Source organism: Blattabacterium cuenoti STAT (genome assembly GCF_003573915.1).
Taxonomy (GTDB): Bacteria; Bacteroidota; Bacteroidia; order Flavobacteriales; family Blattabacteriaceae; genus Blattabacterium; species Blattabacterium cuenoti_A.
Window position 1 is genome coordinate 221915 of record NZ_AP014608.1, and the last position, 26004, is coordinate 247918.

Annotated in this window: 24 protein-coding genes and 1 tRNA gene; 14 read left to right on the forward strand and 11 right to left on the reverse strand. The window is 24.0% G+C overall.

Going from position 1 to position 26004, the window contains the following annotated elements:
- Positions 1-6: 6 nt before the first annotated feature.
- Together hisD and hisG are read right to left on the reverse strand one after the other, a co-directional pair.
- The gene (hisD, locus tag STAT_RS01045) at positions 7-1299 is read right to left on the reverse strand and encodes a histidinol dehydrogenase (RefSeq protein WP_197712885.1); all 1293 of its coding nucleotides are present in this window, start codon (positions 1297-1299) and stop codon (positions 7-9) included.
- 35 nt (positions 1300-1334) lie between these two features.
- Positions 1335-2192, reverse strand: coding sequence for an ATP phosphoribosyltransferase (hisG, locus tag STAT_RS01050; RefSeq protein ID WP_119305428.1), 858 nt, complete (start codon positions 2190-2192; stop codon positions 1335-1337).
- A gap of 177 nt (positions 2193-2369) precedes the next feature.
- On the opposite strand from hisG, the gene STAT_RS01055 reads away from it, so the two are divergent.
- Positions 2370-3134 carry an exodeoxyribonuclease III gene (locus STAT_RS01055; protein WP_119305429.1) on the forward strand — a complete coding sequence of 255 codons (765 nt, stop codon included), beginning with the start codon at positions 2370-2372 and terminating at the stop codon, positions 3132-3134.
- A 26-nt stretch (positions 3135-3160) separates the two neighbouring features.
- Here the strand turns inward: STAT_RS01055 and STAT_RS01060 are convergent.
- Positions 3161-3233, reverse strand: a tRNA-Lys gene (locus STAT_RS01060).
- An 85-nt stretch (positions 3234-3318) separates the two neighbouring features.
- Here STAT_RS01060 and STAT_RS01065 point away from each other — a divergent pair.
- The 4 genes from STAT_RS01065 (at position 3319) to STAT_RS01080 (ending at position 6985) form a co-directional block, all read left to right on the forward strand.
- Positions 3319-3831 (forward strand): shikimate kinase, encoded by a 513-nt coding sequence (locus tag STAT_RS01065; RefSeq protein ID WP_119305430.1) that lies wholly within the window; start codon positions 3319-3321, stop codon positions 3829-3831.
- Complete coding sequence (gene tilS / locus STAT_RS01070) at positions 3831-5177, forward strand: tRNA lysidine(34) synthetase TilS (protein WP_119305431.1); 1347 nt, start codon at positions 3831-3833, stop codon at positions 5175-5177. Before STAT_RS01065 ends, tilS begins: the two co-directional genes overlap by 1 nt.
- Before the next feature lie 75 nt (positions 5178-5252).
- Positions 5253-6317: a 3-phosphoserine/phosphohydroxythreonine transaminase gene (serC, locus tag STAT_RS01075; protein ID WP_119305432.1), complete on the forward strand. Its 1065-nt coding sequence runs from the start codon at positions 5253-5255 to the stop codon at positions 6315-6317.
- A complete protein-coding gene (locus STAT_RS01080) occupies positions 6317-6985 on the forward strand; it encodes a YggS family pyridoxal phosphate-dependent enzyme (RefSeq protein WP_119305433.1) in 669 nt (222 codons plus the stop codon). Before serC ends, STAT_RS01080 begins: the two co-directional genes overlap by 1 nt.
- On the opposite strand, the gene trpA is transcribed toward STAT_RS01080, so the two are convergent.
- Genes trpA through STAT_RS01115 form a run of 7 tightly spaced genes read right to left on the reverse strand, consistent with a single transcriptional unit; the run spans position 6978 to position 13393 of the window.
- Positions 6978-7760 carry a tryptophan synthase subunit alpha gene (gene trpA / locus STAT_RS01085; RefSeq protein WP_119305434.1) on the reverse strand — a complete coding sequence of 261 codons (783 nt, stop codon included), beginning with the start codon at positions 7758-7760 and terminating at the stop codon, positions 6978-6980. The two genes, STAT_RS01080 and trpA, sit on opposite strands and share 8 nt — an antisense overlap.
- Positions 7744-8946 carry a tryptophan synthase subunit beta gene (gene trpB, locus STAT_RS01090; protein WP_119305435.1) on the reverse strand — a complete coding sequence of 401 codons (1203 nt, stop codon included), beginning with the start codon at positions 8944-8946 and terminating at the stop codon, positions 7744-7746. Before trpB ends, trpA begins: the two co-directional genes overlap by 17 nt.
- Positions 8943-9566 carry a phosphoribosylanthranilate isomerase gene (gene trpF, locus STAT_RS01095; RefSeq protein ID WP_119305436.1) on the reverse strand — a complete coding sequence of 208 codons (624 nt, stop codon included), beginning with the start codon at positions 9564-9566 and terminating at the stop codon, positions 8943-8945. The genes trpB and trpF overlap by 4 nt, the downstream gene beginning before the upstream one ends.
- Before the next feature lie 16 nt (positions 9567-9582).
- A complete protein-coding gene (gene trpC / locus STAT_RS01100; RefSeq protein ID WP_119305437.1) occupies positions 9583-10380 on the reverse strand; it encodes an indole-3-glycerol phosphate synthase TrpC in 798 nt (265 codons plus the stop codon).
- Positions 10377-11375 (reverse strand): anthranilate phosphoribosyltransferase, encoded by a 999-nt coding sequence (gene trpD, locus STAT_RS01105; RefSeq protein ID WP_119305826.1) that lies wholly within the window; start codon positions 11373-11375, stop codon positions 10377-10379. Before trpD ends, trpC begins: the two co-directional genes overlap by 4 nt.
- The gene (locus tag STAT_RS01110) at positions 11372-11956 is read right to left on the reverse strand and encodes an anthranilate synthase component II (RefSeq protein WP_119305827.1); all 585 of its coding nucleotides are present in this window, start codon (positions 11954-11956) and stop codon (positions 11372-11374) included. The genes trpD and STAT_RS01110 overlap by 4 nt, the downstream gene beginning before the upstream one ends.
- Before the next feature lie 24 nt (positions 11957-11980).
- Positions 11981-13393, reverse strand: coding sequence for an anthranilate synthase component I family protein (locus STAT_RS01115; RefSeq protein ID WP_119305438.1), 1413 nt, complete (start codon positions 13391-13393; stop codon positions 11981-11983).
- A gap of 278 nt (positions 13394-13671) precedes the next feature.
- Between STAT_RS01115 and STAT_RS01120 the strand changes: the two genes are divergently transcribed.
- The 9 genes from STAT_RS01120 to STAT_RS01165 all read left to right on the forward strand — a co-directional run bounded on the left by STAT_RS01120 (position 13672) and on the right by STAT_RS01165 (position 25161).
- The gene (locus STAT_RS01120; protein ID WP_244273570.1) at positions 13672-15399 is read left to right on the forward strand and encodes a putative porin; all 1728 of its coding nucleotides are present in this window, start codon (positions 13672-13674) and stop codon (positions 15397-15399) included.
- Positions 15400-15494: 95 nt separating this feature from the next.
- Positions 15495-16139 (forward strand): glycoside hydrolase family 73 protein, encoded by a 645-nt coding sequence (locus STAT_RS01125; protein ID WP_244273571.1) that lies wholly within the window; start codon positions 15495-15497, stop codon positions 16137-16139.
- A 46-nt stretch (positions 16140-16185) separates the two neighbouring features.
- Entirely contained in the window at positions 16186-16590 is a 405-nt protein-coding gene (gcvH, locus tag STAT_RS01130; protein WP_119305441.1) for a glycine cleavage system protein GcvH, read from the forward strand.
- Positions 16591-16604: 14 nt separating this feature from the next.
- Positions 16605-18842, forward strand: a complete 2238-nt coding sequence (locus tag STAT_RS01135) for a heavy metal translocating P-type ATPase (protein ID WP_119305442.1) — start codon at positions 16605-16607, stop codon at positions 18840-18842.
- 10 nt (positions 18843-18852) lie between these two features.
- A complete protein-coding gene (ccoS, locus tag STAT_RS01140; RefSeq protein ID WP_119305443.1) occupies positions 18853-19002 on the forward strand; it encodes a cbb3-type cytochrome oxidase assembly protein CcoS in 150 nt (49 codons plus the stop codon).
- An 8-nt stretch (positions 19003-19010) separates the two neighbouring features.
- Complete coding sequence (gene ccoN / locus STAT_RS01145) at positions 19011-21209, forward strand: cytochrome-c oxidase, cbb3-type subunit I (protein WP_119305444.1); 2199 nt, start codon at positions 19011-19013, stop codon at positions 21207-21209.
- Positions 21210-21415: 206 nt separating this feature from the next.
- A complete protein-coding gene (locus STAT_RS01155) occupies positions 21416-22303 on the forward strand; it encodes a cbb3-type cytochrome c oxidase N-terminal domain-containing protein (protein WP_119305446.1) in 888 nt (295 codons plus the stop codon).
- Positions 22304-22390: 87 nt separating this feature from the next.
- Positions 22391-22849, forward strand: a complete 459-nt coding sequence (locus STAT_RS01160) for a FixH family protein (protein ID WP_119305447.1) — start codon at positions 22391-22393, stop codon at positions 22847-22849.
- 44 nt (positions 22850-22893) lie between these two features.
- The gene (locus STAT_RS01165; RefSeq protein ID WP_119305448.1) at positions 22894-25161 is read left to right on the forward strand and encodes an NADP-dependent malic enzyme; all 2268 of its coding nucleotides are present in this window, start codon (positions 22894-22896) and stop codon (positions 25159-25161) included.
- Here the strand turns inward: STAT_RS01165 and murI are convergent.
- Entirely contained in the window at positions 25132-25965 is an 834-nt protein-coding gene (gene murI, locus STAT_RS01170) for a glutamate racemase (RefSeq protein ID WP_119305449.1), read from the reverse strand. The two genes, STAT_RS01165 and murI, sit on opposite strands and share 30 nt — an antisense overlap.
- Positions 25966-26004 lie beyond the last annotated feature (39 nt).

Here is a 26004-nt window from a genome sequence, read left to right on the forward strand (position 1 = left end):
TTAAAACTAATTTTTTAACCGAATATTAATAGATTTTTTATGTGCAAATAATCCTTCTTCAGAAGATAAAATATTGATACATTTCGATAAATGTTTCAATCCTTTTTTAGATATTTTTTGAAAAGTAATTTTTTTTACAAAACTATCCATAGATAGTCCACTATAAGATTTAGCATAACCATAGGTAGGAAGAACATGATTGGTTCCAGAAGCGTAGTCTCCTGCACTAACTGGAGAATAATTTCCTAAAAAAACAGATCCTGCATTAATAACTTTTTCACTCCAATAAAAAGAATTTTTACAATTTATAATTAAATGTTCTGGAGCAACTTGATTAACTAAATTTAAACATTCATCTAAAGATGAAAGAACAATTATTTTGCTTTTTTTCAAGGATTCCTCAATAATATCTTTCTTTTTATCAAAATTTAAAAATTGTTTTCTTAATTCTTTTTTAAGTTTTTTTATCCAAAATTGATTATTTGGAGTAACCAATAAAATATAGCTTTCTGGATCATGTTCTGATTGAGATAATAAATCAGAAGCAACAAACTCTGGATTTGCTGAATCATCAGCCATAATAACTACTTCTGAAGGGCCTGCAGGTATATCTATAGATACTATTCCTTTTTGGGATACAATTTGTTTAGATATTGTAACGTAAGAATTTCCTGGACCAAATATTTTATATACAGAAGGAATGCTTTTTGTACCATAAGCCATAGCGGCAATTGCTTGAGCTCCCCCTACTTTATATATTTGTGTAATTCCTACATATTTAGCTGTATAGAGAATTGCCGGATGAATTTCTCCATTTTTATTTGGAGGACTACATAATATAATATTTTTACATCCTGACAATTTTCCAGGAATTCCTAACATTAGGACAGTAGAAAATAAAGGGGCAGAACCTCCTGGGATATAAAAACCGATTTTTTCTATGGGAATAATTTTTCTCCAACAAAAAACACCTTTTGAAACTTCTATCGGATTTTCTTTATGCATTTGTTTTTGATGAAAACATTTTATATTCTGATATGCAGTTTCAATTGATTTTTTCAAATGATCTGAAATTTTCATATCAGCTTTATTGAAATCTTCTTCTGTTACTTGAATATGTTTTATATCTACATGATCATATTTTTTTGTATAATTTTTTAAAGCTACATCTCCGTATTTTTTAACATCATTGATAATAGGAGTGACTAAGTTTTTTATATGAGAAATGTTTTGTAAGTTTCTATTCGAAATAGAATTCCATCTCTCATATGGAGGATGAATATATACTTGAATCATAATCCATATTTCTATTTTATCATTTTTTTATTATTTGTTTATAGTATAATTTTTTCTATCGGGAGAACTAATATATCCCGAGCTCCAAGTGCTTTTAGATTTTCTATAATCCCCCAAAAATCATTTTCGTTTACGACAGAATGTACAGAACTACATTCTGAATTTGCTAGAGGGAGAATAACTGGGCTTTTAATTCCTGGAAGATAAGATATTATTTTTTCTAATTTTTCATTAGAAACATTTAATAAAATATATTTATTATTTTTAGCTTTTTTTACAGCTCTAATTCGAAATAATAATTTTTCCATTATAATGTTTTGTGTTGAGTCTAAATGAAGATGTGAAGCTAATACAGCTTCAGATTGAAGAACAGTCTCTACTTCTTTTAATCCGTTCATAAAAAGTGTAGATCCACTACTTACTAAATCACAAATACAATCTGCTAGACCAATTCCAGGAGCAATTTCCACTGCACCAGAAATTTCGTGAATTTCTGTATCTATACATTTTTTTTTGAAAAATTCTTCAACTAAAAAAGGATAACTTGTAGCGATTCTTTTTCCATTTAAATCTTTAATATTATTGTAAGATAAAGACTTAGGAACAGCTATAGAAAGTCTGCATTTTCCAAATCCCAAAGTTTCTTTTATTTTTATTCTTTTTCTCTTTTCTAGAAGAACATTTTTTCCCACAATTCCTATATCAGCTACACCATCTTCTAAATATTGAGGGATATCATCATCTCTAAGAAAAAGGACTTCTAGCGGAAAATTAAGAGCCGTTGTTTTTAACTTATCTATCCCAATATTAACTTCAATACTGCAATCTTTTAGTAATTTGATAGAATCCTCATAAAGACGGCCTGATTTTTGAATTGCTATTTTAAGTTTATCCATAATTCAATAACAGGAAAAAATAATAAAAGCTTACTTTTGTAAGCTTTTATTATTTTAGTAGATTCATGCGTTTTAATGCATCACAACAAATATAAAAAACTATTTTGAATATTTCTATAATTAATAGTATAATTAACCTTTGGAATTATTTAGTCTATTTTTTAAATAGTAAAAAAAATGAAAATTATTAGTTATAATATAAATGGAATTCGATCTGGAATTAGAAAAGGATTATCGAATTGGATAGAAATGAATCGTCCAGATGTTATATGTTTACAAGAAATAAAAGCTTCTCCAGAACAAATAGAAACGAATCTTTTTGAAAAATTAGGTTATAATCATTATTGGGCCTCTTCAAAAAAAAAAAAAGGATATAGTGGTGTAGGAATTTTATGTAAAGAAAAACCTATTCATGTAGAATACGGAATAGGATTGAATTCTATAGATGAAGAAGGAAGGGTATTACGGGTAGATTTAACAAATCTATCAGTAATTAGTCTTTATCTTCCTTCAGGAAAGGATATGATAAAAAGACTAAATTTTAAATTTTTTTTTATGAAAAAATTTTTTTTATACACAAAAAAAATAAAAAACAAATTAAATAATCTTATTATTTGTGGAGATTATAATATTTGTCATCATGAAATTGATATTCATGATCCTATTCAGAATCAGAAAATTTCAGGTTTTTTACCGGAAGAAAGAAAATGGATGACTCATTTTATGAATTTAGGTTTTATAGATAGTTTTAGAAATTTTGTTCAAAAAGCGCATCATTATAGTTGGTGGAGTTATCGTTCTAATGCTAGAAAAAAGAATAAAGGTTGGAGAATTGATTATGCTATGGTTAGTAATTCCTTAAAAAAGGAAATGAAAAATGCTTATCTCATGCCGGAAATCAAGTTTTCTGATCATTGTCCTGTTGTACTAGAAATTTTTTAAAAAATAGAATAAAAATAGATAAAAAATGACCTGACTGGGATTCGAACCCAGGACCCTTACATTAAAAGTGTAATGCTCTACCAGCTGAGCTATCAGGTCAATTTGGATTTTTATATTAAATTAAAATAAAAAGTGAATAATAAATAATAATAAAAAGCAAATATACTATAATTTTTATGTTTTTATGAAAATCACTTTAATTGGATATATGGGAAGTGGAAAAACTACTATAGGAAAAATGTTATCTAAAAAATTAGATTTGGATTTTTATGATTTAGATGTTCTTTTTGAAAAGAAATATGATTCTATTCTTAATATTTTTAAAAAAAAAGGAGAACTTTTTTTCAGAAATAGAGAACATTATTTGTTAAAAAAAATTTTGAAACAAAAAAATAAATATGTTTTATCGGTTGGAGGAGGAACTCCTTGTTTTTATAATAATATTTATTTGTTAAACAAATATTCAAATACTTTTTATTTAAAAGCAAATGGGTATACTTTATTTAAAAGATTATTTCTAGAAAAAAATACAAGACCTTTAATTTCTCATTTATCTAAAAATGAATTATTTATATTTATTATTAAACATTTATCGAAAAGATCAAATTTTTATGATAAATCTTTAGGAAAAATTAATACATATGGAAAATCAAAAAACGATATAGTTCAAGAAATTATGAAATCTATTAAATGGTAATGAAAGAAATATCATATAATCATTTTTTCATAGATAAAATTAAAAAATATTTTTCTTTGAATTCTTTTAATAAAAAAAATAAAAAAAAAGTATGTGTAGCTGTAAGCGGTGGTTTAGATAGTATGGTCCTTATCAATTTATTACTTGATCTTCCTGAAATTGAACCAGAAGTTGCACATTGTAATTTTTTGTTAAGAGATGAAGAATCTAATAAAGATGAATTTTTTATAAGGAATTTTTGTAAAAAAAAAAACATAAAATGTCATATTAAAAAATTTGATACTTTATATTTTTCTAAAAAATATAAAGTATCTATCCAAATGTCCGCTAGAAAACTTAGATATGATTGGTTTTTAGAATTATTAGAAAAATATTCATATGAATACATGGTTTTAGGACATCATTTTGATGATTCTATAGAAACTTTTTTTATGAACGTTTTTAGGGGGACTGGAATTAAAGGATTATTAGGAATTCCTAAAAAAAATAGAAAATTTATTCGTCCTCTTTCTGATTTTAACAAAAAAGAAATTTTACATTATGCAAAAATAAGAAATATAAAATGGAGAGTAGACAGAACTAATCAAGAATTTAAATATTTAAGAAATAAAATTCGTTTAGTTTTATCTAGATTTTATTCTTTTTCTTTTCATAAAGGATTAAAAAAAACTATAGATTTTCTTCATGATGAAAACTTATTAATCGAAAAAAAAATAGAAGAAATTCGTAAAAAAATCACAATAGAAAAAAAAGATAATCCATTTTTTTGGAAGATAGAATGTAAAAGAATAAAAAAATTGAAACCTTTGTCTTTTTATTTATTTAAATTATTTTCTCCATATGGATTCAATGATATTAACAGCATGAAACGTCTTATTGATGCACAATCTGGAAAACAAATTTTATCAAAAATTTATCGAATTATTAAAAATAGAAATGATTGGGTTTTAATTTCTCATAAATTACTATTAGAAAATAAGAATAAAATTTATATAATTCATGATATAAATATTAAAGAAATGTTTTTACCTGTCGATATTAAGTTTTTTTTGAATCCAAAAAAAGAAAAAATAAAAAATATGTTTTTTATGGATTTTGATAAAATCCAATTTCCATTATTATTAAGAACATGGAGAAAAGGAGATTTTTTTTATCCTTTAAAAAGAAAAGGGAAAAAAAAATTAAGTAAATATTATAAGGAGCAAAAATTTTCTATTTTAGAAAAAGAACATATATGGTTGTTAATTAACAAAAATGGATATATAATTTTAATTTTAGGAAATTGTTTAGATAATAGATTCAAAGTTACAGAAAACACAAAAAAAATATTAGGTATAAAAATATAATTGAGTTATTCTTTTCCATTTTGGAATTTCAATAAGTATTTTTTTTAATTTTGAAAAGAATTAGTTGTTTTATTTATGAAAGTACATAATTTCAATGCAGGTCCTTCTATACTACCGAAAGAAGTTGTAAAAAAAGCAGCTCAATCTGTAATTAATTTTAATAATTCTGGATTGTCAATACTTGAAATTTCTCATAGAAGTATAGATTTTTTAGATATCATAGAAAAAACTACTTTTTTAATAAAACGTATTATGAATTTAGATGATGATTATACTATTTTATTTCTTCAAGGAGGCGCTACATTACAATTTTCAATGATTCCATATAATTTAATGAATCAAATAGCGGGATATTTAGATACAGGATTTTGGGCTTATAACGCTATTAAAGAAGCTAAAAAATTTGGAAAAGTGAAGGTTTTATTTTCCGGTAAAGAAAAAAATTATACATATATATCAACAAATTATCATATTCCATGTAATATGGATTATTTCCATTGTACATCTAATAATACAATAGTTGGAACACAAATGAAAATATTTCCTAAAACATCTATTCCAATAATTTGTGATATGTCTTCTGATATTTTTAGCAGAACATTAGATTTTTGTCAGTTTAGTTTAATCTATGCCTCTGCACAAAAAAATATAAGTTCTGCAGGAATGACTATTGTAATTATGAAAAAGAATATTTTAGGAAAATTTAGAAAAAATATTCCTTCTTATATGAATTATAAAACTCATATACAAAATAATAGTATTTTAAATACGCCAAATGTTTTTTCTATTTATACTTCTATGTTGACTTTGAAATGGATCAAAAATCAAGGTGGTCTTTCTCTTATAGAAAAAAAAAATCAAAAAAAAGCTAAATTATTATATGATGAAATAGATCAAAATAATTTATTTGAAAATAAAATACATAAAAATAATCGTTCTAATATGAATGTTTCTTTTTTTTTAAAAGAAAAAAATTTAGAAAAAGAATTTAATAAAATGTGGAAAAAAGAAAATATTATAGGATTAGAAGGACATAGATATCTAGGGGGGTATCGTGCAAGTATATATAATGCACTTCCATTGAAAAGTGTTCAATTTCTTATTGAAATCATGAAAGAATTTGAAAGAAAATTTTCATAATGAATCATAAAAATATAATAGAAAACAAATATTTTGGCATAAAAAAATTGATTCCAAAAGATGTTCAAATTTTAGCAGTTTCTAAAAATCAAAAAATTTCTTCTGTAGAAAAATTGTATAAAATAGGACATAGAGATTTTGGAGAGAATTATATTCAAGAAATGGTAAAAAAATATAAAAAATTACCAAAAGATATTCGATGGCATATGATTGGAAGAATCCAAAGTAATAAATTAAAATATATAATCTCTTTTATTCATTTAATTCATAGCATACAAAATATAAAACAAATCAATATAATAAATAAAATTGCCTTCAAATATAAAAAAGTAATCAATTGTCTTTTACAAATAAAAATTTGTGATGAAAAAAATAAATCAGGAATCACTTTTCAAGAAGCTTCTAAAATATTGGAAGATGAAGATTTTAAAAAAATGAAAAACGTAAAAATAATAGGAATAATGGGTATGTCTTCTTTTCAAGAATTAGAAAAAGTACATAATGAATTCTCATATTTACGTAAAATATATAATAAATATCAAAGTAAGTATGGACATAACATTCTTTCCATGGGAATGAGCAGAGATTATAATATAGCTATAAAATATGGAAGTACAATTATTCGATTAGGTACTTTAATTTTTGGAAATCGAAAAAAAACTATCTAATAGATTTTATATATTTTTCAATACTCTCTTTCAATTTATTTTTATTTAATGATTGTATAAAAGAACTCCCAATAATTCCTCCATTAGCATATTGACATGATAAATCAAAAGTATTTTTATCTTTTATACCAATTCCAATTAATTTTGGAATATTGATATTTAATTTTTTAATACGTTCAAAAAACGATATTTGTTTATCTCCAAAAAAATTTTCATTTTCTATAGTAGTATTACCTGTAGTAGAATTAGAAGAAGCAATATATAAAAATCCATTACTCATCTTACTTAACATGATTATTCTTTTCGAATTAGTTTTTGGAGTAATTAAAAAGATCATAGATAACGAATGTTTTTCAAATATATTTTTATATTTATGTGAAAAGATATGAACCGGAAGATCCGGTAAAATTAATCCAGAAATACCTATTTCTTTACATTTTTTTAAAAAATTAGTTTCTCCGAACTGATAAAATTGATTGTAATATCCCATAAGAATAATAGGAGTTATTATTTTTTCCTTAATTTTTTCGATTTGATTAAATAATAAATGGATATTCATTCCATTTTTCAATGAAATTCGGTTGCTTTCTTGTATAACCATTCCATCTGCTAAAGGATCAGAATAAGGTATTCCTATTTCAATTAAATCTACAGGAAGGTTTTGCAAAATTTTTATTATTTTTTCCGTACTATTTATATAAGGAAATCCTGCTGTAAAATAAATGCATAATATGTTTTTATTTTTTTTTTTAAATAAATTATGTATTTGATTCATAATTTGAAAATTTAATAAAGAATTTATCGTAAATATTAATATCCTTATCTCCCCTTCCAGATAGAGTTATAACTACTATATCCTTTTCACAAAACTTTATTTTTTTTAATGCAGCTAATGCATGAGCACTTTCTAAAGCAGGTATAATTCCCTCTGATCGAGTTAATTCATATCCCGCTTGTAAAGCTTCTTCGTCTGTAGAATGTAAAAAACGTACACGTTTTTTTATATAGAGATGAGAAAACATGGGACCAACTCCTGGATAATCTAATCCGGGAGATATAGAATAAGCAGGAAGAATTTGGCCTTCTTTATTTTGTAGAATAAAAGTCATACTTCCATGTAGTATACCTTTTGATCCACAGTGAATAGAAGCTGCTGTATTTTTGGTTTTAATACCTAAACCTGAAGCTTCTACAGCTAGAAGCTTTACTGAATCATCATCTAAAAAATGATAAAAGGATCCAGCAGCATTACTTCCACCTCCTATACAAGCTATTACATAATTAGGAGAAGAAGATCCTTCTATTTTTTCTAATTGCATTTTAATTTCTTCGCTGATAATGGATTGAATATCGGCTACCATTTGAGGATAAGGATGAGGTCCTACCGTAGAACCAATTAAATAATAACTATCAGGATGATTAATCCAATAACGAATGGATTCATTAACAGCGTCTTTTAGTGTTTTATTTCCACTTATAACTGGAATTACTTCAGCTCCAAGAATTTTCATTCGAATAACATTACTATACTGACGTTGCATATCTATTTCTCCCATAAAAATAATACATTCTAAATGCATCAATGCACAAATCGTAGCTGTTGCCACCCCATGTTGTCCTGCACCTGTTTCTGCAATAATTTTTCTTTTTCCTAACTTTTTTGCCAGTAAAACTTGACCAATTGCATTATTTATTTTATGTGATCCTGTATGATTGAGATCTTCTCGTTTAAGATAAATTTTAGCATTATATTGATTGGAATACTTTTCGCAAAAAAATAAGGGAGTAGGTCTTCCGACATAATTTTTTAATAATTTTTTATATAATTTTTGATATTCATAACTTGTAATAATACTTTTATATTTACACTGTAATTCTGTTATATTATCATGTAACATTTCAGGAATAAAAGCACCTCCAAATTCTCCATAGAATCCATTTTTATCAACAGATAATTTCATAATTTTTTTATTTTTTTTATAAAGGTTTTTAACTTGATGTCATCTTTTTTTCCTGGAAAGAATTCAAATTTGCTATTAATATCGATTCCAAATATTTCTGAGTGATAAAAATTTTGGATTTTATCAAAATCTTGTATTCCAATTCCTCCACTTAAAAAAAACGGAACTTGAAAAGTATATTCATGAAGTTTTTTCCAGCAAAATTTCTGACCACTTCCTCCATAATAAATTGTATCACTATCAAATAAGAAATAAGTACAAAAAGGTACATAATCTATAATTTTTTTAAAATCAAAAAAATCATTTATTCTGAAAACTTTAATTAAATTCAATCCTTTTTGAAATAATCTTTCACAATAAAAAGGACTTTCCATTCCATGCAATTGAATAAAGTCTAGTTTATTTTTTTTTTTCATTTTCAATATATTTTCTTCTGATTCGTTTACGAAAACACCTGTTTTTAATATTTTATTTTTAAGTTTTGGAATAACAAAATCAAACCCTACAAATCTAGGAGAATTAGGATAAAATATAAAACCTATAAAATCAGGTAATAAATCAGAAATTTTTTGTATATCAAATTTCATTCCACATATTTTTATTTTTAATTTATGTTTCATATCAAAGATTTGATAATTATTTTAATCTTTTCAATAAAGATTTCATAAAACATTTACAAATTTTTCCAGGATTTTTATTTTTCATAAAATATTCTCCAATTAAAAAACCTTTAAATCCTTGTTTTTTTAGTTTTAAAATATTACTAATATCATTAATTCCACTTTCTGCAATTTTTATATAACGATCAGAAATTTTTGAAAATAAACTTAAACATCTATTATAATCCACAATAAAAGTTTGTAAATTTCTATTGTTAATTCCTACAATATCAATTTCTAAACCTTCTTTTAATTTATCTATTTCAAACTCATTATGTACTTCAACGATAACCTCTAGATCAATGCTTTTTGATAATTTAGATAAATTGAATATTTGATCTTTAGAAAGAATTCCGGCAATTAATAAAATAACATCAGCTCCTATCGATTTAGATTCTATTATTTGATATTCATCAATAATAAAATCTTTTCTTAAGATAGGAATGGAAATTATAGAACGTGATTTTTTTAGATCTTCATCTTTACCATAAAAAAAATGTTGATCTGTAAGAATAGATATTCCACTTACTCCTGCAGATTCATAATCTTTAACTACTTTTTCTACTAATGCCGTATTATTAATAATTCCTTTAGATGGAGATTTGCATTTGAATTCTGCAATAATTCCCGTATGACTATTCTTTATTTTTTTTACAAGAGAAATAGTTTTTCTTTCAAAAAGAAAACTCTTTTCTAATTTTTTTATAGGAGAAAAAATTTTTTTACTGGAAACCTCTTTTTGTTTTACAGATATAATTTTTTCAAGGAAATTCATAAACTTAATAATTTTTTTAGAATATTCTTTGCTTTTCCACTATTTAATGAATGTTTTGCTTTATCATAATTATTTTCAAGACTATCTTGATTTAATAAACTTAATGCAAACGTAGCATTTGTTAATACAACTTCATTTTGCGATAATGTTCCTTCTCCAGATAAAACGCGAGTAAATATGCGAATATTTTCTTTTATATTTTTTCCTCCTTTTAGTTCATATGGGTTAACTTTAACCTTTTTTTTTCCTATTTTCAATTCCTCTATAGAATAAAATCGTTCTCCTTTTGGTGAATAATATTTTACATCACTAGTAAGTGTTATTTCATCGTATCCATCTAAACTATGAATAATTGCATAATTATTTCTTGTATTTTGATACATATAATAATATATTCTTGCTAATTCTAATTTATTGACTCCTAATAATTGATTTTTTGGTTTTCCTGGATTTAATAATGGACCAAGTGTATTAAAAATTGTTTTAACTCCTAATTTCTTTCTTATTCCAGATATAGCGTTTAGTACAGGATGAAAAATAGGAGCATGTAAATAACAAATTCCTACTTTATCTAATTGATTTTTCAATTTTTCTTCTTTATTAGTAAAATGATATCCTAATCCTTTTAATATATTTGAAGCTCCAGTTATAGAAGTAGAATTAAAACTTCCATGTTTAATTACTTTTTCTCCTGTTCCTGCGACTATAAAACATGCTAAAGTAGATATATTAAAAGTATTTTTTCCATCTCCACCTGTTCCTACAATATCAATTGCATTAAATTCTGTAAGATTAATTTTTATAGACAGATCCATTATAGCTTGTTTAAACCCTAATATTTCTTCTAAAGTAGGATATCTCATATTATATATGGTAGTTATAGCTATAGCTTGTGTTTTATTAATTTTTCCTTTTGATAATTTTATCAAAAGATTTTTCGCTTCTTGTTTTGTTAATGTTTTTTCTAAAAAAAGACTTTTTAATATTTTATTCATAACATATTTAAATTCAACCAATTATATATTATTTTTTCTCCATATGGAGTTAAAATAGATTCTGGATGAAATTGTACTCCACATACATCATAAAATTTATGACGTAAAGCCATAATTTCTCCTTTATTTCCAATAGCTGTAATTTTTAACTCTTCAGGAAAGCTATATGGAGATATTATCCAAGAATGATAACGTCCTACTTTAATTTTTTTAGGTAATTCTTGAAACAAAATTTCTTTTGGATCTACAATTTTGATTAAACTAGATATTCCGTGATAAACCTTTTTTGTATTTAGAAGATAACCCCCAAATACTTCTCCTATTGCTTGTTGACCTAAACAAACTCCAAAAATACTTTTAGTAGAATAAAAAGTTTTTATTAAAGGTTTTAAAATATGTGCTTCATCAGGAATCCCAGGTCCTGGAGAAAGAATAATTTTATGATATTTTTCTATATCAGAAAGTTTAATTTCATTATTTCTGGATACTTGTACAGGATTTTTTGTTATTTTTTTTACAGCATGTACAAGGTTATAAGTAAAAGAATCATAATTATCTAGAATCAGTATTTTATTCATCATCATTAATAATATTTCATATATTTATTATATATTTTTAGCTAATTCTATAGCTTTAAATAAGGCCATCATTTTATTATTTACTTCTTCTAACTCTTTTTCTTCTTTAGAATCAGAAACAACACCTGCACCAGCTTGAAAAAATAAAGTATTATTTTTGCTTATAAAAGAACGAATAATTATGGCTGTATTAATACAAGAATTATTTAATCCAAAAAAACCAATAGCCCCACCATATCCTCCTCTATGTTGATTTTCAATTTTATCAATCAATTCCATCGCTTTATATTTAGGAGCTCCCGAAAGAGTTCCTGCAGGAAAAGTATCTCCAAATACTTTTATAATTGATGAATTTTTTTCTAATTTTCCAGATACTTTGGATACCATATGTAATACATGAGAAAAAATTTGAATTTTTTTAAATTCTTCTACTTTTACGTTAGAAGAATTTTTACTCAAATCATTTCTTGCTAAATCTACTAACATGACATGTTCTGCATTTTCTTTTGGATTCTTTGCAAGAGTTTCGGATAGTTCTTTATCCTTTTTTTCATTTCCTGATCTTTTGATTGTTCCTGCTATTGGATTTATATAGGCAACTTGGTTATTAATAATAAGTTGTGATTCTGGAGAAGATCCAAATAATTTGTAATTTCCATAATCGAAATAAAAAAGATACGGAGAAGGATTTATAAATCGCAAAGCGCGATATACATTAAATTCATCTCCTTTAAATTTTTGTTGAAATTGACGAGATAATACAATTTGAAAAACATCTCCACGTAAACAACCTCTGATTCCTAAGGATACCATTTTTTTGTATTCTGCATCTGTTACATTAGAATAACGATTTCCCACAGATTTAAATGGAAAAGATAGAAAGTTTTTCTTTTGTATTAATTCTATCAATTGATTGATATAAGTTTTTTTTTTGAAATCAGAAAATTGATGTTCAATTACATATATTTCATGATAAAAATGATGAAATACTATCAAGTTTTTGTAAAAACCCAGTCGTATTTTTGGAATATTATATATTTCTTGAATTGGAGTATAAAATTTAATATTTTCAAAATATTGAATACTATCATAAGAGAAATATCCATATAATCCAGAATAAGAAAAAGTTGTATTTTCATTTTCAAATTTTTGAAAAAAATCATCAATGAAAATCCGTAAATCTAACTTTTCGTTTAGAAAAATGTGTTTTTGAACACAATTTGGGTATGATACTCGTAAAACATTTTGATCTAAAATGAGTTCAGAAATAGGATTGATACAAAGGATAGAAGAATTTTTTTTTGAAAATTGATAATCAGAAGAAGATTCTAATAATAATGTATTAGGAAAAATATCTCTTAATTTGAAATACAATTCTATTGGTGTAGTACGATCAGCTAAAATTTTTTTATGAATAGTTCTAAAATTAAATTTTAACATGGTTTATGGGATTTTGATATGATAAAAAAAAATCGTCATAAAGACAATTCTATAATTTTTTTTTATATAAAATATTGTATAATAAACAATCTTACTGAAGAATACACCATTCTTTTCTTTATGAAGAATGATATTTACATCATGCAAATATAAATAAATTTTTTCTATTTTTTTTGTATTTTCATTATCAATTTTTCAATTAAAATTTCAATTATATGAAAATATTCATTTTTACTGTTTTTCTTTTTTTATTTAATCGTAATACAGAAGAAAAAATAATGAATATAAATATTGATGAAAAAAAAGCAGAAAATATGGAATTTTATCATCCTACTGATCAAGATTATAAATTTTGGACAGAAGAAAATGACTTGAAAAGAACTTTTTTAGAAAAAACTTTATCCATAAAAAAATATTATTCTCATAATTTTTTTAAATCTGATAAAATAGAGTTATTTAATAATAATGATGAAAAAGATTTGTTTATTATCCCTAGTAATAGATATGAAAAAATAAATCTAGAAAATTTCAATGAAAATATGCCTAAAAAAATGTTGTTTTTTAAGGACCCTTTTTTTTATCGTGAAAAAATTAAATATTTTGATGTTAAAACTCCTATTTCGGAAATTCTTTATATAAATGACTTTTTTAAAAAAGAAAAAACATTAGGAATTTTTTTTTCTCAAAATTTTAATGAAAGAATTAATTATTCTATAGAATATAGAAATTTAAATAATAAACCTGATTTAAAAAAAGAAAAAAATTTAATATTAACTACTTTCAATTTTCAAGATCATAATGATAATTTTAATTATAAATTATGGGGACATTATCTTTTTCAAAAATTTGATACAAAAGAAAAAGAAGAAATTCCAAAATGGAATATTAAAAATGATAAAAACGTTTTTCCATCTCAAAAAAAATTAATTCATAGTAGATTTTATATAAGTTTAATTCAAAAAATTTACGATTTCAAAGAAAAAAATAGATTATTATTTTTTAAAACTTATATAGAGTACGAAAAATATTTCAAAAATTATTTTTTTCAAAATATTCAAAAAAAAATAAATCATTTCTATTTGAGAAATGGATTATTCTTAATTTTCAATCAAAAAAAAATCCGTATAGAAGTCGGTTCTATTTTTGATAGGATACATTATCTATTATTTAATGAAAACTCTTATAAGAATAAAGATATAAATGAAGTATCCATACAAACCAAGGTTCATTATCCTATCAATAATATTTTTGAATTTTATTCAAACGGAAAATGGATTCTGAAAAATAATAATATTAAAAAATCTCATTTTTATACTAATGTTACGTTAAATACATTTTTATCTCCAAAATTTTCTATTCTCACTCAATTGAGTATTGATAAAAATGATAATCCTATTTATTTTTTAAAAAAAAATGAAGATTGTTATAACAATTACTATAATCATGAACAAAAAAAAACAGTAAATTTTTCTTTCAATTTTGATAAAGAAAAATATTACGTTTCTTTCTATTTATCTAGATTAAATCATTTTTTTCAAAATCAAGAAAAAAAAATGGAAAATTTTTTTTTATATGGATTTAATATCAAGACAATACATAATATATGGAAATTTCAATTAAATAATATTTTATTATATCAAAAATATAATTCTGATTCATTAATTTTTTCTATTCCAAATTTTTTATCGAGAAATACAATTTTTTATCAAGATCATTATTTTCATAAAGCTTTATTTATACAAACAGGTTTTTCTTTTCACTATTTTAGTAATTTTCCGTATCAAGAAAATTCTTATCCATTTGATTTTAAATTTTTTCCATTTGAAAAAGAGTGTATTTCTACTAATACTAATCAAATTGGAGGAGTTCCTTTTGTAGATTATTTTTTTAATTTTAAAATATATAGAACTATATTTTATTTCAAGATTCAAAATATAGGATTTTATAATAAAAATGAAAATCAATTTTTTATTAAAACTGGTTTATTATGGAATCTTTTTACTTGATCAAAAAATTAATCTATAAAAAACGTAATTTTATTTTTTAAAAGTTAATAAAAATGAAAAATTTTTTTTATTTTAAATTATTCTTTTTAATATCAATGTTTTCTTTTTCACAAAATCCACAAGAAAAAAAGAAAGAAATAGAAAACGTAAACGTAAACGTAAACGTAAATGTAATTGAATATATCAAAAAATATGCTGTTTTTGCTATTGAAGAAATGAACAAATTTGGAATTCCAGCTAGTATTAAATTAGGACAAGGAATTTTAGAATCTTCTAGTGGAAAGAGCACCTTGTCCAAGGTAACAAATAATCATTTTGGAATTAAATGTGGAAAAAATTGGATAGGAGATGTTTATTACCATGATGACGATCTTCCAAAAGAATGTTTTCGAAAATATAATTCTGTAAAAGAATCTTTTCATGACCATTCCAAATTTTTACATCAGCCACGTTATTATAAATTATTTCTTCTTGAAAAAAATAATTATCAAGGTTGGGCGTCTGAACTCAAGAAGGCAGGCTATGCTACATCTTTAAATTATGAAAAATTGTTAATCGATCAAATCGAAAAATATTGTTTATGGAAGTTTGATCAAACTAGTTCTTCTAGTGTAGAAAAAAGAATTGATCAATATTTAAATTTCATAATGAACAAAAATAAAGATTCTTTTTTTAGAAAATTTATTAAAAAATTACGTGTTTTCGTGAAATTTTTTCTTCAATCAAAAAAAATTGAATAATGTAAAAAACATATTTTTATTTATTGAGAATTAAAATTTATTGAATATGAATCCTAATAATTTAAAGTATAGTAAAAATCATGAATGGATAGGAAGCCCCAATGAAAAAAATGAAACTTATGTAGGTATCACCTTTTTTGCTCAAAATGAGTTAGGAGATATTGTTTATTTAGATATAGAAAATTCTATAATAGGAAAAATAATAAAAACAGAAAATTCATTTGGAACAATAGAAGCAGTAAAAACTGTTTCAGATTTGTTTATGCCTGTATCGGGTTATATTCTTGCAATTAATAACAAATTATTATCCCAACCAGAACTTATTAATGAAAGTCCTTATGATAAAGGATGGATTCTACAAATAAAAATTTTAGAATTCAAAGAATATGATAAATTAATGTCTTCTAAAGAATACGAAAAATATATTACATATAGGAATCCAACCAAATAATTAGGAAATAAAATATGAAAAAAAAAAATATTTTTGATTTCCTTGATGATGAGAGAATTTCAGATAAAATTATTGATTTTAATCATAAAAATATTACTACCGTTCATTTTTTCATTCCTTCTATTCACTGTGGATCTTGTGTTTTGATTCTGGAAAATTTACCCAAATTATATCAAAATATCTTGAATTCTACCGTTGATTTTTCAAGTAAAAAAATTTGGATTACATATAATAATATTGAATTTAAATTGAGTGATATCGCTCAATTACTTTATAGTATAGGATATAAACCTTCTATTAATTTTGAATCTATAAAAAACAAAAAATTATTGGGAAGAAAATTAATAGGAAAACTAGCTATTTCTTTTTTTTGTTTTGGAAATATTATGCTTTTAGCTATTCCAGAATATGTTGGAGCTATAAAAGAAGATATGTGGTTTATGAAACATCGTAATTTTTTCCGCTATCTTATGGTAATTTTGTCTTTACCTGTTGTTTTTTTTTCTTTTACTGATTACATTAAATATGCTGTATTAGGATTAAAAAAACATATTTTAAATATGAATGTTCCAATTTCTATTGGAATATTAGTCCTTTTTTTATGGAGTTGTTATGAAGTTTTTTTTGATTTTGGTTCAGGTTATTTTGATAGCCTTTCTAGTTTTTCATTATTTCTACTTATAAGTAAGATATTTCAAATACATACTCATAATAAAATTTTATCTTTCGATAAAAATTATAAATCTTTTTATCCAGCTTTAATAACAAAAATACATAGTAATGAAAAAGAAGAAAAAATTCTTCTTTCTTCTTTAAAAAAAGGGGATTTGATTTTAATTAGAAATGAAGAAATTATTCCTGCTGATTCTATATTAATAAAAGGAAATGCTATATTAGATAATAGTTTCATTACTGGAGAATCTGATTTGATCAGTAAAAAAATTGGAGAACGAATTTATGCTGGTTCTAAACAAAAAGGAGTAGCGATTATTATAAAAGTAATCAAAAATATAGATCATAGTTATTTAAGTTTATTATGGAATAAGAATAAATCTTATCATTTTCATCATAAAAAATTATTTGATTTAAATTCAATATCTACTAGATTTAGTCAATATTTTACTCCTATTATTTTGATAATTTCAGTCATAACTGGAGTATATTGGTCTTTTAGTAAAGATATTTCAAAAATTTTTCATACAGTTTTTTCCGTTTTGATTATTACTTGTCCTTGTGCTTTAGTTCTTTCTCTTCCATTAATTTTTGGAAATATGATACGTTTTTTTTCTAAAAAGGGTTTTTATATAAAAGATATTTTCACAATGGAAAGACTTTCTTCATCTAAAACTTTAATTTTTGATAAAACTGGAACTATAACTGATCCCAATAAAGAAAAAATATATTTTATAGGAAATATGAAAGAAGAAGAAAAAAAAATTATAGCTTCTTTATTGAAAAATTCTATCCATCCTTTAAGTCAAAAAATATTATCAGAATTATCTGTAAAAGATTTTTATTTTGTAAAAGATTTTAAAGAAATTATAGGAAAAGGATTAGAAGGAGTTATAAAAAATATGCCAGTTAAAATTGGGTCTTATAAATATTTAGGAATTACAAATAAAATATTTAATGAAAATGAAATTAATAAAACAACAGTTTTTATTTCTATAAACTATAAATTCATAGGTTATTTTCTATTTAGAAATTATTATCGTAAAGGAATAGAAAAAATGTTTCAAAATTTAAAAGAATATAAAGTTATTATTCTTTCTGGAGATCAGAATAATTTAGAGAAAAAATATTTAAAATCAATTTTACCAAAATCAAGTCATATTTTTTTTAGTCAAAGTCCAGAAGATAAACTAAATTATGTGAAAAAATTACAAGAAAAAGGAGAAGAAATTATAATGTTTGGAGATGGAATTAATGATTGTGCAGCATTAAATCAAAGTGAAGTAGGAATTTCTGTATCGGAAAATCCCACAAGTTTTTTTCCAAGTTGTGACGCTTTTATTCAATCCAATTGTATAAATCAAATTTTTTCATTCTTGAAAATGGCTAAAACATCTAAAAAATTAGTATTTATTAATTTTATAATTAGTTTATTTTATAATAGCATAGGAATTTTTTTTGCAATCACTGGGAAATTAAATCCTCTTATAGCTGCTATTTTAATGCCTTTGAGTTCTTTTTCTGTTATTTTTTTTTCGATTATATCGACTTGGATCGTTTCACGAAAATTAACATTATAGTTTAATATATATGGATGTATTAATTATTATGATATTATCTAGTATTTCTTTAGGAGCTTTTTTTCTCATATTTTTTTTAATTAGTCTTTATTCTGGACAATTTGATGACTACGAATCTCCTGGTATTAGAATCTTAATTGATGATTTTGAAAAAAATTAAATTTTTTAATGAAATTAAAAACATATTATTATAATAACAGTATTGTAAAAGCTTTTTTATATGCTACGATATTTTGGGCTACAATTGGTTTTTTAGCTGGATTATTTGTAGCTCTATTATTATTTTTTCCTGAAGTTCCTGAACTTATTTTTGGAAATAAACTTAAAAATTCTCAAGGACTCATGGGTTTTGGTAGATGGAGAATGTTACATACAAGTACTACTGTTTTTGCTTTTGTAGGAAATGTAATTTTTACAGGTTATTATTATGCTTTACAACGTTTATTAAAAACAAGAATTTACAGTGATATTCTAAGTTGGATTCATTTTTGGGGATGGCAAATATTTATTATTTCTACTTGGATTACTTTTTTATTGGGGATTAATACAAGTAAAGAATACGCGGAGCATGAATGGCCTATAGACATATGGATATTTTTTATTTGGATCATTTACGGAATAAATATGATTGGGAGTATTCTGAAAAGAAAAATTAAACATTTATATGTTAGCATTTGGTTTTTATTAGGAACATGGGTAGCTGTGGGGATGTTACATGTTTTTAATAATCTCGAATTACCTATATCTCTTTTATCTTTTAAGAGTTATTCTATATATGCTGGTGTACAAGATGCTTTAATGCAATGGTGGTATGGACATAATGCTGTCGCGTTTATTTTAACAACACCCATATTAGGATTAATGTATTATTTTGTTCCAAAAGCATCTAATCAGCCTATTTTTTCTTATAAACTCTCTATTATACATTTTTGGTCATTAATATTTATATATATTTGGGCAGGGCCTCATCATTTGATGTATACATCTCTTCCTAATTGGGCTCAAATGTTAGGTACAATTTTTTCAATTATGTTGATTGCTCCTTCTTGGGGAGGAATGTTAAATGGGTTACTTACTTTAAGAGGTGCTTGGGATCAAATGAATAAAAATCCTATTTTAAAATTTTTTGTAGTTGGAATTACTTGTTATGGAATGGCTACTTTCGAAGGACCAATGTTAGCAACTAAAACCCTAAATTCTATAGGACATTTTACAGATTGGGTCATAGCTCATGTCCACTTAGGAACTTTAGGATGGAACGGATTTATGGCTTTTGGAATTATGTATTGGTTAACTCAAAAAATATGGAATACGAAATTATATTCTATTTCATTAGCTAATATTCATTTTTGGTTAGGTGTTCTTGGACTTATCTTATACATTTTTCCCATGTATTTTGGATCTATTTTACAATCTATCATGTGGAAAAAATTTAATCCTGATGGAACTTTAGTTTATAAAAATTTTCTAGATTCTGTTTTATCTATTATTCCATTTTATAAAATGAGATTTATAGGTGGAATGATTTATTTTTTAGGTTTTGTTTTAATGATATATAATATTTTTAAAACAATGAAACAAGGTTCTTCATTAGACAATGAAGAATTCCAATGTGATCCTTTTTATGAAAATTCTGTAAAAGAAAATAAAAAAGAAGAAACATTTCATAAGTGGTTAGAAAAAAAACCAATACAATTAACAATTCTTTCTTTTATAGCGGTTGCTATTGGAGGTTTTATAGAAATTATACCTACTTTAGTAATTAAATCGAATGTTCCCACAATTCATAATGTTAAACCTTATAAAGCTTTAGAATTAGAAGGTAGAGATTTGTTTGTAAGAGAAGGATGTAATGCATGTCATAGTGCACAAGTTCGTCCGTTTAGAGATGAAGTAGTTCGCTACGGCGAATATTCTAAAGCTGGAGAATTTGTATATGACCATCCATTTCTTTGGGGATCTAAACGAACAGGTCCTGATTTAGCTAGAGAAGGAGGAAAAAATCCTAATTCCTGGCATTTTAATCATATGTATAATCCTAGATCTACTTCTCCTGGATCTATCATGCCAAGATATCCTTGGTTAATTTATAATAAATTAGATAGATCTAATACAGAAAAAAAAATAAAAGCAATGGTAAAATTAGGAGTTCCATATACCTTGAAATACATAAAAAATATCAATCAAGATATGGATAATCAAGCAAATAAAATTGTGCATGAAATTTATCAAGAACATCAAAGTTTGAGAAAAAGAATAGATCAACAAAAAAAAATAGAAAAAGAAAAATTTATTCCATTAGAAAAAAGAGAAATTATAGCCCTTATTGCTTATTTACAACGTTTAGGTACAGATATTAAATCCTAACGAAAATAAAAAAATTATGATAAGTTTTTTTAAACAATATTTTACAGGTGAAAAAAACATAGGGATTTTTCAATCTATCATGTTGATTTTATTTTTATTATCATTTATTTTTTTAATATTTTTTGTGTTTTCAAAATCTAAAAAATATTATCATAAAATTAGTTTAATTCCTCTAGAATTAAAAAAAGAAAAAAAAAGGAAAGATTATGAGATCTAAAATTCCTTCTTTTATAATGATTCCTTCTCTTTTATCTGTTATAATATTCATGTTTTATGTATTTTTCATAAGTTATAATCATATATCTTATTTCACACATCCTATTACTATATTTTTTTTTATTATAATAACGGGTTTATTGTATGTTTTGGAATCTATTAATAATTTGATTTTTATAAGAAAATTGAATTTTATTTCAAAAGAAGAAAGAAAAAAGATTTTTGAAGAAAATGAAGGAAATTATTTTTACAGATTTTACAGATTTATCTTTTATAATTCTGAAAAATTAAATCATGATAGAGTAAAAAAAATAGATCATGGATTTGACGGAATTATAGAATTAGATAATAAAATACCTATGTGGTGGCTACATCTTTTTTATCTAACAATTGTCTTTTCCGCAATTTATTTCTTTTCTTATTTATTAATAGATTTTTCTAATCCTTATAAAGAATATGATATAACTTATAAAAATCAATTAAAAGAAATTGAACTTTTTGAAAAAAATACTCCACAAGTAACTATAAAAAATGCATTTTTTAAGAAAAACTTAATCAATAGTGGAAAAATTCTTTTCGAGGAAAATTGTGCGACCTGTCATAAATCAGATGGAAGTGGAAATATAGGTCCTAACTTAACAGATGATTATTGGATTAATGTAAAAGAAAAAGATTTATTTAAAAATATATTTTATATAATATGGAATGGAAGTGAAAATAATCCAACTATGCGTGCTTTTGGAAATTTAGGAGAAATTAAAGGAAATGATATTGAAAAAATATCCAGTTATGTTTATTTTATTAATCAAAAATCTAAAAAACCTTTATCAGGAAAAAATCCTCAAGGATTAAAAATAAAAGAATGGAATAAAATATAAGTTGAGTTTATTTTAACATCCGTAATTTTTATTTTAACATCAGTAAAATCTATTTTTTTTTGACAAAAAAACTAAAAGTTTTAATATATGAAAATGAAATTTAATTGGGATACCGGAATCGTGTTATCTTTAGTTTTTTTTATAGTCTTTATCATTTACATTGCTTTCTTTTTTCCACATATAGAAAGTCAACTTGTATCAGATAAATATTATGAAGAAGAAATGAAGTATCAAGAAATTATAAATGAAAAAAAAAATGCATCTAAACTTCCTATAAAAATAAAAATTTTCATTTTATATTCTGGAATTAAAATAATATTTCCTCCTGTTAATAACAACATTCATGGTTTTTTTACTTTATTTAGATCTTCTTCTAAAGATTTGGATTTTACGCAATCTTTCAATTTTTTAAAAGATTCTAAAAAAATATTATTAATTCCTAAATTTTTTTTGAAAAAAGGATATTATAAACTGATAATTAGATGGAAAACAGATAAAAAATTCTTTTTTGAAAAAGATATTTTTTGGAATGAACATAATAAATAATAAATATTTTTTATCTATTTCAATATTTTAATATTTAAAACATAATGAGAAAAAATATAAACAATCTTCGTGAAGAATCTTTAAATTATCATAGCCAATTTCCCTCTGGAAAAATACAAATTTCTCCCACAAAAAAATATAGCAGTCAAAAAGACTTGTCTCTTGCTTATTCTCCAGGAGTAGCTGAACCTTGTAAAGAAATTGCTCGTTCTTCTATAGAAGTCTATAAATATACCTCTAAAGGAAATCTTGTAGCAGTGATTACTAATGGATCTGCTGTATTAGGCCTTGGTGATATTGGAGCATTAGCCTCTAAACCAGTTATGGAAGGAAAAGCTCTTTTATTCAAAATATTTTCCGGAATTGATGTTTTTGATATAGAAATAGACGAATCTGATCCAGATAAATTTATAGAAACAGTAAAAGCAATTGCTCCTACTTTTGGAGGTATTAATTTAGAAGATATCAAAGCTCCAGAAGCTTTTGAAATAGAAAGAAGACTTAAAAAAGAACTTAACATTCCTGTTATGCATGATGATCAACATGGAACGGCTATTATTTCAGGTGCAGCATTACTAAATGCGATTAATTATGTAGGTAAAGAAATTCACAAAATTAAAATGGTAATTAATGGAGCCGGAGCTGCAGCTATTTCTTGTGCAAGAATATATAAACAACTTGGAGTAAAATCTGAAAATATTTTGATGTTTGATAGTAAGGGTTTATTACATATTTCAAGAAAAGATTTAAATAAAGAAAAAAGAGAATTTTCCGTAAATACTTATCCCATTCAAAAATTAGAACAGGCAATTTATAATACAGATGTTTTCATAGGATTATCCATAGGAGGAATATTAACACCTAAAATGTTAAAAAATATGGCCAAAGATCCAATTGTATTTGCTATGGCTAATCCTGATCCAGAGATAGATTATAATTTAGCTATTAAAGTTCGTCCAGATGTTATTATGGCTACAGGAAGAAGCGATTATCCCAATCAGGTAAATAACGTATTAGGGTTTCCTTATATATTCAGAGGGGCATTAGATGTTCATGCTAATGAAATTAATAATGAAATGAAACTAGCAGCAGTACATGCAATTGCTTCTTTAGCAAAAGAGCCTGTTCCAGAACAAGTAAATATTGTTTATAATAAAAAAAATATTTCTTTTGGAAAAGAATATATCATTCCAAAACCTTTTGATAATCGTTTAATAACTCGTGTTGCTCCTGCTGTTGCAAAAGCCGCTATGGATTCCGGAGTCGCAAAAAATCCTATTTTAAATTGGAAAAATTATCAGGAAAAATTACTTGATAGAATGGGTTATGAAAGTAAAATACTTCGAATGATACAAAACAGAGCCCGTACAAATCCTAAAAAAATTGTTTTTTGTAATGGAGAAGAATACGATATTCTAAAATCTATTCAGATTCTTCATGAAAAAAGAATAGTTTCTTTTCCCATAGTTTTAGGAAATGAAGATAGGATCAAACGTTTAATTCATGAAAATCATTTAGATGTTGAATTAGAGATTATAGATCCAGAAAAAAAAGAAAATATAAAAAAAGTAGAAGAATTTTCCAAGATTCTTTGGAAAAGAAAAAATAAAAGAAACTTAACTTTAAGAAAACACATGCGTACTAATGATCATTTTGGAGCTATGATGGTAGATCAAGGAAAAGCTGATGCTGTTATTACAGGGTATTCTAGAAATTTTTTATTAAGTTTACGTTTTATATTAGAGGTGATAGGAAAAGATAATTTTGTACATAAAACAGCAGGAATGACAATTTTATTAACAAAACGTGGCCCTCTATTTTTAGCAGATACAGCTGTAATTTCTAATCCAACAAGTGAAGAATTAGCTAGAATAGCTATAATGGCATCTCATGTAGTTAAAGACTTTGATATTGAACCTCGTATAGCTATGTTATCTTTTCAAAAATTTTCATCCAATTCTAAAATATCTTCTAAAGTTTCTCAAGCAATCACTTTTTTACATAAAAAATATCCAGATTTAATAGTAGATGGAGAAGTTCAACCTGATTTTACTTTAAATGAATTTTTATTATCTAAAAAACTCCCTTTTTCTAAACTTGTTAAAAAAAAAAGAGCAAACATTTTTATCTTTCCAAATTTAGAATCAGGAATTTTAACTTATAAATTTATTAGAGGATTAGGAGATGTTCAAACTATTGGACCTATTATGTTAGGAATGCGAAAGCCTGCACATATTATGCAAATACAATCTAGTATAGAAGAAATAGTTAATCTATCTACCTTAGCTGTAATAGATGCACAAATGAGATAAAATTAAAAATATGTGTTTTAAAAATACTTTTTTTCCAAAAAGAATTCGTACTTTTCTTTCAAAAAGAATAGGAATAGAACTAGATGTGTAAAAAATAGGAAATCTATTATAGATAGGATGAAAACATAATAATTTTTTTTCAATTAATTTTCTTTTTATTTCTTGTACTACTATTTTTTGTATATCAATTAAATGGACTTTTCCATGATAAAAATTTTTTATCTCTTGTTTTAAAAATAAATAATGTGTACACGCTAATAATATTGCATCTATTGATTTTAGATGATTTAAATAATTTTTTATAATAGGATTTATTTTTTTTATTTTCCAACCATTTTCTATAATAGGTGCTAATAAAGGAGTAGACATTTGAATTATATCTAAATGACGATAATATTTTTTTATTTTTTTTGTGTAAAAATTTGAATGTATAGTAGCAGGTGTAGCAATAATTCCTATTTTTTTATAAGAAAGAAAAATTGTGTTTTTTACAACAGGATCTATGACATTAAATATTAACATTTTTTTTTGAAATTTTTTTTGAATTACATCCAAAGCATTAGATGCAATAGAATTACATGCGATGACTAAAGCTTTACATTTCTTTTTATAAAGAAAAGAAGCTATTTTCATAGAACTTTTTATAATAAATTCTTTAGATTTTTCTCCATAAGGCATATTTTTGGTGTCTCCAAAATAAATAAAATCTTCATTAGGCATTTGAATTTTCATTTCTTTAGCTATCATAAGTCCTCCAATTCCAGAATCAAATATTCCTATTGGAGATAATGAACTGATTTTCATATTCAAATTAAATAATTAGTAAATAGAAAAAAATTATTA

Coding starts and splice junctions, on each gene's coding strand:
- STAT_RS01080 (WP_119305433.1), top strand. CDS start 6,317: ATGAATCATAAAAATATAATAGAAAACAAATATTTTGGCATAAAAAAA.
- hisG (WP_119305428.1), bottom strand. CDS start 2,192: ATGGATAAACTTAAAATAGCAATTCAAAAATCAGGCCGTCTTTATGAG.
- trpB (WP_119305435.1), bottom strand. CDS start 8,946: ATGAAATTATCTGTTGATAAAAATGGATTCTATGGAGAATTTGGAGGT.
- trpD (WP_119305826.1), bottom strand. CDS start 11,375: ATGAATAAAATATTAAAAAGTCTTTTTTTAGAAAAAACATTAACAAAA.
- STAT_RS01125 (WP_244273571.1), top strand. CDS start 15,495: ATGTTTTCTTTTTCACAAAATCCACAAGAAAAAAAGAAAGAAATAGAA.
- ccoS (WP_119305443.1), top strand. CDS start 18,853: ATGGATGTATTAATTATTATGATATTATCTAGTATTTCTTTAGGAGCT.
- STAT_RS01055 (WP_119305429.1), top strand. CDS start 2,370: ATGAAAATTATTAGTTATAATATAAATGGAATTCGATCTGGAATTAGA.
- tilS (WP_119305431.1), top strand. CDS start 3,831: ATGAAAGAAATATCATATAATCATTTTTTCATAGATAAAATTAAAAAA.
- ccoN (WP_119305444.1), top strand. CDS start 19,011: ATGAAATTAAAAACATATTATTATAATAACAGTATTGTAAAAGCTTTT.
- gcvH (WP_119305441.1), top strand. CDS start 16,186: ATGAATCCTAATAATTTAAAGTATAGTAAAAATCATGAATGGATAGGA.
- STAT_RS01110 (WP_119305827.1), bottom strand. CDS start 11,956: ATGATGAATAAAATACTGATTCTAGATAATTATGATTCTTTTACTTAT.
- STAT_RS01160 (WP_119305447.1), top strand. CDS start 22,391: ATGAAAATGAAATTTAATTGGGATACCGGAATCGTGTTATCTTTAGTT.
- STAT_RS01155 (WP_119305446.1), top strand. CDS start 21,416: ATGAGATCTAAAATTCCTTCTTTTATAATGATTCCTTCTCTTTTATCT.
- murI (WP_119305449.1), bottom strand. CDS start 25,965: ATGAAAATCAGTTCATTATCTCCAATAGGAATATTTGATTCTGGAATT.
- STAT_RS01135 (WP_119305442.1), top strand. CDS start 16,605: ATGAAAAAAAAAAATATTTTTGATTTCCTTGATGATGAGAGAATTTCA.
- STAT_RS01115 (WP_119305438.1), bottom strand. CDS start 13,393: ATGTTAAAATTTAATTTTAGAACTATTCATAAAAAAATTTTAGCTGAT.
- serC (WP_119305432.1), top strand. CDS start 5,253: ATGAAAGTACATAATTTCAATGCAGGTCCTTCTATACTACCGAAAGAA.
- STAT_RS01165 (WP_119305448.1), top strand. CDS start 22,894: ATGAGAAAAAATATAAACAATCTTCGTGAAGAATCTTTAAATTATCAT.
- STAT_RS01120 (WP_244273570.1), top strand. CDS start 13,672: ATGAATATAAATATTGATGAAAAAAAAGCAGAAAATATGGAATTTTAT.
- trpC (WP_119305437.1), bottom strand. CDS start 10,380: ATGAATTTCCTTGAAAAAATTATATCTGTAAAACAAAAAGAGGTTTCC.
- trpA (WP_119305434.1), bottom strand. CDS start 7,760: ATGAATCAAATACATAATTTATTTAAAAAAAAAAATAAAAACATATTA.
- STAT_RS01065 (WP_119305430.1), top strand. CDS start 3,319: ATGAAAATCACTTTAATTGGATATATGGGAAGTGGAAAAACTACTATA.
- trpF (WP_119305436.1), bottom strand. CDS start 9,566: ATGAAACATAAATTAAAAATAAAAATATGTGGAATGAAATTTGATATA.